At 36.4% G+C, this 12,333-nt stretch carries 10 protein-coding genes; all 10 read right to left on the bottom strand.

From position 1 onward, the window contains the following. Positions 1-114: 114 nt before the first annotated feature. The 10 genes from rpsO to ACFSO7_RS06100 all read right to left on the bottom strand — a co-directional run bounded on the left by rpsO (position 115) and on the right by ACFSO7_RS06100 (position 12,226). Positions 115-384, bottom strand: coding sequence for a 30S ribosomal protein S15 (rpsO, locus tag ACFSO7_RS06145; protein WP_377876261.1), 270 nt, complete (start codon positions 382-384; stop codon positions 115-117). A gap of 141 nt (positions 385-525) precedes the next feature. Continuing rightward, on the bottom strand, positions 526-1,473 hold the full coding sequence (ribF, locus tag ACFSO7_RS06140; protein ID WP_377876259.1) for a bifunctional riboflavin kinase/FAD synthetase: 948 nt from the start codon (positions 1,471-1,473) through the stop codon (positions 526-528). A gap of 33 nt (positions 1,474-1,506) precedes the next feature. Further along, on the bottom strand, positions 1,507-2,424 hold the full coding sequence (truB, locus tag ACFSO7_RS06135; protein ID WP_377876258.1) for a tRNA pseudouridine(55) synthase TruB: 918 nt from the start codon (positions 2,422-2,424) through the stop codon (positions 1,507-1,509). 89 nt (positions 2,425-2,513) lie between these two features. Then, a complete protein-coding gene (rbfA, locus tag ACFSO7_RS06130) occupies positions 2,514-2,879 on the bottom strand; it encodes a 30S ribosome-binding factor RbfA (RefSeq protein ID WP_377876256.1) in 366 nt (121 codons plus the stop codon). A 54-nt stretch (positions 2,880-2,933) separates the two neighbouring features. Then, entirely contained in the window at positions 2,934-5,195 is a 2,262-nt protein-coding gene (gene infB / locus ACFSO7_RS06125) for a translation initiation factor IF-2 (protein WP_377876255.1), read from the bottom strand. Positions 5,196-5,214: 19 nt separating this feature from the next. Next, on the bottom strand, positions 5,215-5,517 hold the full coding sequence (locus tag ACFSO7_RS06120) for a YlxQ family RNA-binding protein (RefSeq protein WP_377876253.1): 303 nt from the start codon (positions 5,515-5,517) through the stop codon (positions 5,215-5,217). Further along, on the bottom strand, positions 5,517-5,798 hold the full coding sequence (rnpM, locus tag ACFSO7_RS06115; RefSeq protein WP_377876251.1) for an RNase P modulator RnpM: 282 nt from the start codon (positions 5,796-5,798) through the stop codon (positions 5,517-5,519). The genes ACFSO7_RS06120 and rnpM overlap by 1 nt, the downstream gene beginning before the upstream one ends. A gap of 14 nt (positions 5,799-5,812) precedes the next feature. Further along, the gene (nusA, locus tag ACFSO7_RS06110) at positions 5,813-6,940 is read right to left on the bottom strand and encodes a transcription termination factor NusA (protein ID WP_377876249.1); all 1,128 of its coding nucleotides are present in this window, start codon (positions 6,938-6,940) and stop codon (positions 5,813-5,815) included. Between the two features lie 63 nt (positions 6,941-7,003). After that, positions 7,004-7,471 (bottom strand): ribosome maturation factor RimP, encoded by a 468-nt coding sequence (rimP, locus tag ACFSO7_RS06105; RefSeq protein WP_377876247.1) that lies wholly within the window; start codon positions 7,469-7,471, stop codon positions 7,004-7,006. A gap of 432 nt (positions 7,472-7,903) precedes the next feature. Beyond that, positions 7,904-12,226 (bottom strand): PolC-type DNA polymerase III, encoded by a 4,323-nt coding sequence (locus tag ACFSO7_RS06100; protein WP_377876245.1) that lies wholly within the window; start codon positions 12,224-12,226, stop codon positions 7,904-7,906. Positions 12,227-12,333: the final 107 nt, after the last annotated feature.

Here is a 12,333-nt window from a genome sequence, read left to right as displayed (position 1 = left end):
ACTTAAACAATATCCAATAATAGTATGACCAATTCCTTAAACACTTAAATCATTATGTATATGTATTTTCTTTTAAGCACTAAAAAAGCGGGAAAAAATCCCGCTTTTTTTGACTTATCGACGTAATCCAAGTTTATTGATTAACTCACGGTAACGTTGAACGTCTTTGTTACGCAGGTAAGTTAAAAGGTTACGACGTTTACCTACCATTTTCAAAAGACCGCGACGAGAGTGGTGGTCTTTCTTATGAGTACGTAAATGCTCATTTAAATTATTGATTGATTCTGTAAGGACAGCGATTTGAACTTCTGCAGATCCAGTATCGCTCTCATGAGTTTTGAACTCATTGATAAGTTCATTTTTACGCTCTTGAGTGATTGCCATCCTATTCACCTCCTAAAATTTTTCAAATCCCCAGTTACCGAGCAAGCGTCGGTGATTCGACTTGCCAAGCAAAGGTTCATTTATTAATACGTTATTAAGAATACTACTTTTTTTGACAAAATGCAAGCAATCCTTACTACTTTAACTAACCGATATTTTTTCGAGATGTTCCATTGCATGTTCCTTGTCCAATTGTATTTGGGCAACTAATTCATCAATTCCATTAAATTTTTGTTCTTTGCGAATATATTTATGCCATTCAATGGTTACAAAAAATCCATAAATCTCTTTGTCAAAATTGAAAATGTGCACTTCAATCGAAGGTTTATGATGGTTCTCCTTCTTAAAAGTAGGTTTATATCCAATATTGCATACTCCATCAAACCATGTATTTTCAACCTTCAATCTAACCGCATATACACCTATTGGGGGGAGTAAATATTCCCCTGATAAATCAATATTTGCTGTAGGAAAGCCAATGGTTCTCCCACGTTTGTCACCATGAATCACTTTACCAGAAGTTTGATAATATCTACCTAGAAGGCTCGGTAACTTGTCAGTATCTCCGTTTGTAATAAGCTTGCGAATCAAAGTAGAACTGATTTTCTCACCTTCAATTGAAAGCTTTGAAATAACCGTGTATGTAAATCTATCTCTTGAGTGAAATGGGATGGTCTCCATTGTCCCCTTTCCCATTTTTCCATAAGAATAATCAAAGCCGGCGACAACATGTTTAATATTAAGTCCAATCACGTATTGATCGATAAATTCTTGAGGAAGTAAATGAGAAAATTCTAATGAAAAGCGGACAATAATCAGATAATCGATACCCAAATCTTGAATGATTTGAATTTTATCCTCAATTGGGCTTATATATTCCACATGTTTCTCGCTTTTTCCTAACACAACGGAAGGATGCGGATCAAAAGTCATAACACCACTTTTGATTCCTAATTTATTTGCTTCATTTTTCGCTTCTAATATGACTCTTTGATGCCCGAGATGAACGCCATCGAAAAATCCAAGCGCCACTGAGAGTGGTGGCATTTGTGAGATTTGATGGGGATGTTGTAATTTTATTACTTCCACGAAACTCACCTTTTCTATATAACAGTACCTTTATTAGCTTTCGTTTCTAAGAACTTTCATAGGCTTTAACAAATCTGGTTTGCTAGGATGTTTTGTATAAATAGCGATAGCTTCCCCATTTTGTCGTTCTACAATAATAGGACCGTCTATATTTGTTAATTCGTCTGAAATAGGCATTAATGACCCATTCTTAACTTTCTCTGCTACTGTATCACTAATTTTTATTTTCGGCAAATGAGAAATTCCAGCCTCAATCGGGAATAAAATCTTTTCTATTTCACCGTTTTTCATATGCTGTTCAATTTCTTCTAATGTAAAACAATCATTAAGCGCAAATGAGGCAGATTGGATACGAATTAATTTTGACATATGTGCTGGAAATCCTAAAAGTTCACCAATCATGACGGCTAATGTACGTATATAGGTACCTTTGCTACAGCTGACTCGAAACCGAAAAGAAATCGTATTTCCTGTAAAATGATCTCGTTCGTCTAGCAATTCAATTGAGTATATCGTTACTTTGCGAGTTGGTCTTTCTACTTCTATTCCTTGTCTTGCATACTCATATAGTCTTTTTCCATTTATTTTGACAGCCGAAAACATTGGAGGCGTTTGTTCTATTTCTCCTTGAAATGTATTTAAAACTTTTACAATTTCATCCCGCGAAATTGTTCTATCAATACTCTTACTTTCGACAACTTCTCCTGACGCATCTTCTGTCGTCGTAGAAAAACCTAACGTCACTTCACCTTCATAAGCTTTTCCCGCATCAGTTATATATTCTGCAATCTTTGTTGCTTTACCAATACAGATTGGTAAAACTCCTGTTACATCTGGATCCAGAGTTCCAGTATGTCCAACTTTTTTCGTTTTAAGTATTTTACGAATTTTAAATACGCAATCATGCGATGTTAATCCTGCTGGTTTAAATAGTGGTAGGATTCCTTCCATATATCTTACCTCCAAATCTTTAATACAAATAGGGACTGACCCAAATGGAACCTGTGATCATTCCGTTTGGGACAGCCCCCTATTGTTCACTATTCATCTTGATTATCTTTTCCGCTATCCTCTTGAAGCTGATGAAGAATGGTATTTATCCGATTTCCATAATCAATCGATTCATCCCATTCGAAAATAATTTCAGGGGTTTTACGAAGACGTATTCGCTGTCCCACTTCGGTACGAATAAAGCCTTTTGCTTTTGCTAATCCCTTTAATGTATTTTCTCTTTGCTCTTCATCGCCTAAAACAGAGATATATACCTTTGCTTGTTGGAGATCTCCTGATACTTGGACATCAGTAACGGTAACAAAACCAATACGTGGGTCTTTTATTTTTCGTCCAATAATATCACTTAGTTCTTTCTTCATCTGTTCTCCAACACGGTTAGCTCTATGACTCATTAGTTGTTCACCTCGTAATTAAAACCATTCTAAGTCGGTGATGATATACGAATATTATTTACGTTCTATCTCTTCCATAATATACGCTTCAATGATATCCCCTTCTTTAACATCGTTAAAGTTTTTAATGGTAATACCACATTCATATCCTTGACTCACTTCTTTTGCATCATCTTTAAAGCGTTTTAAATCATCAATTACACCTTCAAAAATAACAACGCCATCACGGATTAATCGAATTCCACTGTTTCGTGTAATTTTACCATCTGTTACGTAAGAGCCTGCAATGGTTCCCACTTTAGACACTTTAAAGGTTTGGCGAACCTCTGCTTGCCCGATGATTTTCTCAGCAAATTCTGGGTCAAGCATTCCCTTCATAGCTGCTTCAATTTCTTCCATAACTTTATAGATAATTCGATGTAGACGAATGTCAACACTTTCAGCTTCAGCTGCGCGTTTCGCATTTACATCAGGACGTACATTAAAACCAATAACGATTGCATTAGATGCTGCTGCTAGGGTGATATCTGATTCAGTGATTGCTCCAGCTGCCGAATGGATAATTCTAATGTTAACACCTTCGACATTAATTTTTTGTAGGGATGCACTTAATGCTTCAGCCGAACCTTGTACATCAGCTTTAACAATCAAGTTTAAATCCTTCATTTCCCCTTGTTTCATTTGTTCAAACAATGTTTCCAGTGTCACTCGGGATTTTTCTCCACGTTGTGCAATTAATGCTTGCTGTGCACGAGTTTCACCTATTTGACGTGCTGTCTTCTCATCATTTAAAACAGCAAAACGATCTCCAGCTTGTGGAACATCACTTAATCCTGTTATTTCAACTGGTGTAGATGGACCTGCTTCCTTCACACGTCGCCCAAGATCGTTGACCATTGCACGAACACGACCAAAAGTATTACCAACTACAATTGGATCTCCAATTTTAAGAGTTCCATTTTGCACTAACAACGTAGCTACGGAACCACGGCCCTTATCAAGTTGTGCCTCAATAACGGTTCCAACTGCATTTCGATTCGGATTTGCCTTATATTCTTCCACTTCAGCAACAAGCAATATCATTTCTAAAAGATTATCAATACCTTCACCTTTTTTTGCTGAAATTGGAACAAAAATAGTTTCTCCACCCCAAGCTTCAGGAACTAATCCATGATCAGATAGTTCTTGCATTACTTTGTCAGGGTTTGCTGCTGGTTTATCCATTTTATTAACAGCAACAATAATTGGTACCTCTGCAGCCTTCGCATGGCTTATCGCCTCGATTGTTTGGGGCTTCACACCATCATCGGCAGCAACTACTAGTATCGTTATATCAGTAATTCTTGCACCACGTGCACGCATCGTTGTAAAAGCGGCGTGACCTGGAGTATCTAAGAAAGTAATCTTTTTATCTTTTTCAACGACTTGATACGCACCGATATGCTGGGTAATCCCGCCTGCTTCGCCTTCGGTAACTTTAGTATTACGAATAGAATCCAAAAGGGTCGTTTTTCCGTGGTCAACGTGACCCATAATCGTAACGACTGCAGGACGTTCAATAAGGTTTGCTCCCTCTTCTTCAACAAAATAGTTTTCCAAATCCGTAATATCAATTTTGATTTCCTCTTCTACTTCGACACCATATTCACCAGCAATTAATTCGATCGCATCTTTATCTAACGATTGATTAATTGTTGCCATTATTCCTAGTAAAAATAATTTCTTAATGATTTCTGATGGCTCGCGATGTAGTTTTTTAGCTAATTCAGCAACTGTTAATGATTCACTAAAAGTGATTTTAGTTGGGAGCTCTTTTTGCTTTTTAGGTTGTTGCTGCTGAGTTTGCTGAGCAGGCTGATGCCTTTTATTTTGTTGTCCCGGTTTTCGGTTTTTATTATTATTGTTGTTAGTATTTGGTTTATTAAATGCTTTATTCTCTTTTGATTGGTATTGAGAATCATGCTTCTTACCTTCTAGATTTTTAGGAGCAGATTTAACTTTTACTTTTGTTGGATCAACATTTTTATCATCGTCTTCTATAATAGCTTTTGCTTTAGGTTTTTCTTGTCCCACTGTCTTCACCTGTTGTTGTGGCTTATTTTGAGGTTTATTATTCATTTCTTTTTGCTGTGGTTTTACAGATTGATTGCCCTCTTCTTTTTTTATGTAAAGGCTATCGAGTTTTTTCAATGTATCATTTTCAATTGTGGCCATATGATTTGAAACCTCTATATTCATTCCCTTTAATTTATGAATAACATCTTTGCTTGAAACATTGTGTTTTTTGGCGTACTCATAAACACGTATTTTACTCATATTTTCACCCCCGCTAAAATTAATCGAGCAACGTTACCAGTTTTCCAGCAAAACCACTATCAAGAATTGCAACAACGACTCGAGCTTCCTTCCCAATAGCCTGACCCAATAGTTCCCGGTTTTCAACCATCTTCAAGGGGATATTATAAAAATTACATTTATCGGAAATTTTCTTCGTTGTATTTTGTGATGCGTCTGCTGCTAGCAAAATCAGTTTAGCTCTACCACTTCGAATTTCTTTAACGGCAAGCTCTTCACCTGAAATAATTTTTCGCGCCCGATTGGCCAAGCCAAGCAATGACATCCATTGATTTGAGTTCATTAGGATTGTCGTTTCTCCTTCTCAATCATTTCTATTAGTTCATCGTAGATTGAATTCTCTATTGTCACCTGTAAATGATTAGATAGAATATTTTTCTTTTTTGCTAAAAGAATAGCTTCAATTTCTTTAGATAAATATGCACCTCGACCAGATTTCTTTCCTGTCAAGTCAATACTAACAATACCTTCTTGCGAGCGAACGATGCGAACAAGTTCTTTTTTCGGTTTCATTTCACCAGTAGCTACACATTTTCTCATAGGAACTTTTTTTCCTTTGTTCATCATCATTCACCTCTTTAAAAATCGTTTTCTTCTTGATATTCAAAATCAAGCTCATCTTCATCGTCACCAAACAGGTTGAATGATTCCTCACGAGGATAAATTCCAGCTGTCCTAGCATCTGTTTCTGATTTAATATCAATTTTCCAGTTCGTTAGTTTTGCAGCTAGGCGTGCATTTTGACCACGTTTTCCAATGGCTAATGACAATTGATAATCAGGAACTACTACAGTTGTTGCTTTATCATTTTCATTTACGATTACATCAAGTACTTTTGAAGGGCTTAATGCATTAGCAACAAACACAACAGGGTCCTCTGACCATTTCACAATATCAATTTTTTCGCCCTTAAGCTCATTAACAATGGCTTGAACACGTGCTCCTTTAGGACCAACACAAGCTCCAACTGGGTCAATTTCATCATTTACTGAATGTACAGATATTTTCGAACGGTCTCCCGCTTCACGAGCAACTGATTTTATTTCTACAGTACCATCGTATATCTCGGGAACTTCAATTTCGAACAATCTTTTTAATAAACCCGGATGTGTTCTGGATACAAATATTTGTGGACCTTTGGTCGTTTTTTCTACTTTCGTAATAAAAACCTTGATACGATCATGAGGTTTATAACGTTCATTTGGCATTTGTTCGTTTATAGGAAGTAATGCTTCAATTTTCCCTAAGCTTACATAGATAAATTTAGAATCAAGACGTTGAACGATACCGGTCATAATATCTTCTTCACGATCAATAAACTCCGAATAAATAATTCCACGCTCAGCTTCACGTACTCTTTGTGTAACAACTTGTTTGGCAGTTTGTGCAGCAATACGACCAAAATCCTTCGGTGTTACTTCAAGCTCAACAATATCTTCTACCCGATAATTTGGATTAATCCTTGTAGCATCTTCAATTGATATTTCAAGTCTCGGGTCAAAGACTTCTTCAACCACTTCTTTTCTTGCAAATACACGCATCGTTCCGGAACCAAGGTTTAAATCTATTCTCACATTTTGAGCTTGGTTAAAGTTTCGACGATACGCAGAAACTAAAGCTGCTTCAATAGCTTCAATTAAGACATCACGAGAAATCCCTTTCTCTTTTTCCAAAATCATAAGAGCATCCAGTAATTCACTGCTCATGAGATTTGTATCCCCCTTTTATCACACATCATCTTTCTTTGAGCTTCTTTTTAAAATATATTGTTAGAATGTAACCGCTAAACGAGCATTCGCAATTTTTTCATACGGAATCTCGATGATTTTTTTTCTAGTTTTTATTTTCATTTCAATTTTCACGAATTGACCGTCGAAAAATATTAGAGTACCTTCGAATGTTTTTTCACCTTCGATAGGTTCATATGTTTTGATAAATACATTTTTTCCTATTGCATTTTCATAATCCTTCTCTTTTTTAAGGGGACGCTCTGCACCCGGCGAAGAGACCTCAAGAAAATAATTATGTGGAATAGGATCAAGTTCATCTAATTTTTCACTTAATTTTTCACTTATTAAGCCGCATTCTTCGATATCGACACCAGAGTCTTTATCAATGAATATTCGAAGAAACCAGTCTCTTCCTTCTTTTACATATTCGATATCGACTAATTCAAGCCCAGCATCCGTTACAATTGGGGTGACTAGTTCCGTAACTACCTCGGTAACTTTGCTCATTTTTTACCTCCTTTGGACCTGACATTCCACTTTTGATTTTTCCAAAAAATACAAGTACACAAGACGAAAGAGTGGGTTTCCCCACTCTTGTTGTGTCTTGCTTAGTTTATACGTAGTATTTCCAATAAAACTATAACATAACCAGATTTTTAATGCAAACAACGAAAAGCGGTAGCGGTTCGATCAGCCCCGACAAGCAAAAGATGATTCCAGAAAAAGGCGTTCTTTGCCTTTCTTCTGGAATTAGCTTTTGACCTCGAGGGGCTAGCCGCTGGAGCTAGACAACAACGAAAAGCGCAAAGCGGCTGTTTAGCGGCGACAAGCAAAAGACGAGCCGACGTGAAGGTTGTACTTTAATCTTCATGACGGATTGACTTTTGACCTCTAGCAGATGGCGCTTGGTGCTGGACAAAAACCAAAAGCGCAAGGCTGTTAAAACAAAGAAAGCTGGTTTTGTTCAGGTAATGATTCTAGGCAACCGTGGTTGTCCAAAAATTCAAGAATGGTTTTTGACACTTTTCCTCTTTGTTGGAGATCTTCTTTAGATAAAAATTCTCCTTCTTGACGTGCTTTTACAATGTTAAAGGCGGCATTAGTACCTAATCCAGGAATCGAATTAAAAGGTGGAATGAGCGAATCCCCATCAATAATAAACTCATTTGCACTCGATTTATAAAGGTCCACTTTTTTAAAGGAAAAGCCTCTTTCATTCATTTCTAAAGCTAATTCTAAAACAGTTAATAAGTTTTTTTCCTTTGTAGAAGCATCTAATCCTTTAGCATTAATTTCATCCATTTTCGCTCTAATCGAATGCGATCCTTTTACCATCGCTTCAATATCAAAATCTTCTGCACGAACCGTAAAATATGCTGCGTAATAAAGAAGTGGGTGGTGCACTTTAAAGTATGCAATTCTTACAGCCATTAGAACATAAGCTGCCGCATGCGCCTTAGGGAACATGTATTTGATCTTCTTACATGAATCAATATACCATTCTGGTACATTGTTTTTCCGCATTTCTTCTTCCATATCGTCAGAGAGGCCCTTACCTTTACGAACGGATTCCATGATTTTAAAGGCAAAAGCTGGATCTAGACCTTGATAAATTAAATAAACCATTATATCGTCACGGCAACCAATAACTTCACTAAGATTACATATATTATTGTGGATTAGTTCTTGTGCATTGCCGAGCCAAACATCAGTCCCATGGGAAAGTCCTGAAATCTGAACCAACTCAGAAAACGTTGTTGGCTTTGTATCTTCTAACATTTGTCGAACAAATCGAGTTCCGAACTCTGGTATACCTAATGTTCCTGTTTTACACATAATTTGCTCTTCAGTTACTCCAAGTGACTCTGTACCGCTAAAAATTTTCATTACCTCTGGATCATCGGTAGGAATTGTCTTAGGATCAATGCCACTTAAATCCTGAAGCATACGAATAACCGTCGGATCATCGTGACCTAATATATCTAGCTTCAATAAATTATCATGAATCGAATGAAAATCAAAATGTGTTGTTTTCCAATCAGATGAACTATCGTCCGCAGGATATTGGATTGGTGAAAAATCATAAATATCCATATAATCAGGGACAACAATAATACCACCTGGATGTTGACCAGTCGTCCTTTTAACTCCTGTACAGCCTGAAGCGAGACGATCAATTTCAGCACCACGTAATTGAAGATTATTTTCTTGTTGATACGCCTTCACATAACCATAAGCTGTTTTATCTGCCACCGTTCCTATTGTACCTGCACGGAACACATTATCTTCACCGAACAAAACTTTCGTATAGTTATGTGCCCTTGGCTGGTACTCTCCGGAAAAATTCAAATCAATGTCTGGAACCTTATCCCCTTTGAATCCTAAAAAGGTTTCGAAAGGAATATCATGCCCGTCTTTTTTATAATGGTCCCCACAATTTGGACAATCTTTATCCGGAAGGTCAAAACCAGATCCAACAGAACCATCATTAAAAAATTCGGAGTGTTTACAACTTGGGCAAACATAATGTGGTGGTAATGGATTGACCTCGGTAATTTCCTGCATCGTTGCAACTAATGAAGAACCGACGGATCCACGCGAACCTACTAGGTAGCCGTCATCTAATGATTTTTTAACCAACTTATGTGAAATTAAATAAATAACAGCAAAACCATGTCCGATGATACTTTTTAATTCTTTTTCAAGCCGTGCTTCAACAATTTCAGGCAATGTATCGCCATAAATGCTTTTAGCCCGCGCATAGCTCATCTCGCGAACTTCATCATCTGCCCCTTCAATTTTTGGCGTATATAAGTCATCTTTTATTGGCTTAATTGAATCAATCATATCGGCAATCTTATTTGTATTTGTTACAACGATCTCTTTAGCTTTTTCAGTTCCTAAGAAAGAAAATTCGTCCAACATTTCGTTCGTTGTCCTGAAATGGACATCAGGCAATTGGTGACGATTTAAAGGATTGGCTCCACCTTGCGAATTAACTAGAATTTTTCGATGAATTTTATCTGTTTCTTTTAAATAATGTACATTTCCAGTCGCGACAACAGGAATTTCAAGCTTCTCACCAAGTTGGATAATATTTTTTATAATATCCTCAAGTGCTCTATTGTCTCTCACTAACTCCATTTCGATTAAATGTGCATAGACAGGCTTTGGAAAAACTTCAATATAATCATAAAAACGAGCGAGATCCTCTACTTCATCTGGACCTTTTTGCATCATTCCCTCAAAAACTTCTCCCTTATCACATCCTGATCCAACTAAAATGCCTTCGCGATGCTTCTGTAAAACAGATCGAGGAATACGAGGTACTCTGTAAAAATATTGAAGCTGGGAAATCGATACAAGTTTAAATAGATTTTTTAAACCGACTTCATTTTGGGCTAATAAAGTGCAATGATACGGTCTTGCTCTCTGGTAAGCGTTCCCTTGACCCATATTGTCATTTAATTGATCATGATATTCAATTCCCTTTTCAAGTGCATCCTTTAGCATTTTCGTTAATAAATATCCTGTAGCTTCAGCATCATAAATGGCTCTGTGATGTTGAGTTAATTCGATATCAAACTTTTTTGCTAATGTATTTAAACGATGATTTTTAAACTCTGGATATAGGTACCTAGCTAATTCTAAAGTATCAATGACTGGATTCTTTACTTTTTCATAGCCCATTCGCTTATACCCAAGATTTAAAAATCCCATATCGAAGGATGCATTGTGGGCAACAAATACAGAATCCCCAGTCCAATCATGAAACTTTTGTAAAACTTCTTCAATTTCCGGTGCATTTTCAACCATATCATCGGTTATTCCTGTTAGATTAATTGTAGTAGCAGACAACCGGTGATGTGGATTCGCAAAAGCTTCAAATCGATCAATAATTTCACCTTCTCGGATTTTTACTGCTGCTAATTCAATTATTTTATCGTATACAGCTGAAAGACCGGTTGTTTCAACGTCAAATACAACATACGTATCTGTTGCTAATAGGCGATGTGCATCATTGTACGCAATAGGAACACCATCATCAATTAAATTTGCTTCAACACCGTATAAAATCTTAATATCGTTCTTTTTCCCCGCTCCATATGCTTCTGGAAATGATTGAAGAACAGCATGATCTGTTACAGCAATTGCTTTATGTCCCCATTTCTTAGCCTGTGAAATTAACGCACTAACAGAAGTAACCGCATCCATCTGGCTCATAGGAGTATGCAAGTGAAGTTCTACTCGTTTTTCACCTTCAGCTGTATCTTTCTTTTGTGGTCCCTTAATTTCATTTATATCATTGCCAATCATGACTAAATCACGTACAAAAGTATCGTTTTGAACACTTCCTCGAACTTTTAACCACATACCTTTTTTGACTCTTTGATAGGCAGCAGCGTCCTCTTTATCGCGGGAAAACATTTTTACCATTATTGAGCTTGTATAATCAGTAATTTTAAAGGTTAATAATGTTCGACCGCTTCGAAGTTCCTTCGTTTCTGCATCAAATACATATCCTTCAACAACTACACGACGTTCTTCATCCACGATTTCATCAAGTCTTTTATGTTCAGAATCATCTTTAATCGTTAAACCAATTGAAACAGGTCCTTCATCTTGAGCAGTACCGTTTTCCTGCTCTGTTTCCTTCTTCTGCATTTCAACCATTGCTAATAAAGCTCTTTCTTCATCTTCTTTTTGCTTCGCTTCTAAAAATTGCTGGTATTCTTCACTAGCTCCATCACCACTATTTATTTCTGTATCAATAACAAGTGGTGGGAATCCATAAGCTTGATAAATATTTGATATGAATTCAGCATATTTTCGTTTTAGCGCTAAGCCCTCGGCATCATTCCTAACAGTAATTATTAATCGTAAACCGTGAATTTTAGGAATTTGCTCATTTAAAAGTTTTAAAAGCGGAGGGGATATCCCATCAATTTCTCGAATACAATTTTTCCAGTAATCTATAATTAGTTCATTTGAAAACTGCTGATTCGATACATCAATGGTATAGGAGACTCTTGCAATATGGGCAAATGATTTTTCTAATTGATTTGTGAATTGTTGATAAATAGAAAACGGTAAAATATTTACAAAGCTAAAATGAAAATGCCAAGACTTTTTTTCTTTATCCACTATTACTTTTTCAATTTGTGCAGCGTGAAAATGCTGAACAAATATATCATCCGTCAAACGTATTTGCTGCAATAGTATGTGAAAGCTCTCTCTTTTTTTAGAGTCAAGATTGCTCAATTTTTCACTCTCCCCTATCACTCTTGAATATTTATATAATTTATTACAAAGTTCTACATTTTTTTGAAAAGATATGAGTAATTATATCATATAAATTCATTCTTTTT

Origin of the sequence: Bacillus sp. CGMCC 1.16607 (assembly GCF_042683745.1) — a bacterium.
GTDB lineage: Bacteria > Bacillota > Bacilli > Bacillales > Cytobacillaceae > Pseudoneobacillus.
The sequence above is the reverse complement of the archived record's forward strand: the minus strand, read 5'-3'. Positions and strand labels throughout refer to the sequence as shown.

Bases quoted from the DNA above. Each gene is read 5' to 3' on its own strand.
- rbfA (WP_377876256.1), bottom strand. From the start codon at position 2,879: ATGAGTCATAGAGCTAACCGTGTTGGAGAACAGATGAAGAAAGAACTA.
- nusA (WP_377876249.1), bottom strand. From the start codon at position 6,940: ATGAGCAGTGAATTACTGGATGCTCTTATGATTTTGGAAAAAGAGAAA.
- truB (WP_377876258.1), bottom strand. From the start codon at position 2,424: ATGGAAGGAATCCTACCACTATTTAAACCAGCAGGATTAACATCGCAT.
- infB (WP_377876255.1), bottom strand. From the start codon at position 5,195: ATGAGTAAAATACGTGTTTATGAGTACGCCAAAAAACACAATGTTTCA.
- rimP (WP_377876247.1), bottom strand. From the start codon at position 7,471: ATGAGCAAAGTTACCGAGGTAGTTACGGAACTAGTCACCCCAATTGTA.
- rpsO (WP_377876261.1), bottom strand. From the start codon at position 384: ATGGCAATCACTCAAGAGCGTAAAAATGAACTTATCAATGAGTTCAAA.
- ACFSO7_RS06120 (WP_377876253.1), bottom strand. From the start codon at position 5,517: ATGAACTCAAATCAATGGATGTCATTGCTTGGCTTGGCCAATCGGGCG.
- rnpM (WP_377876251.1), bottom strand. From the start codon at position 5,798: ATGAACAAAGGAAAAAAAGTTCCTATGAGAAAATGTGTAGCTACTGGT.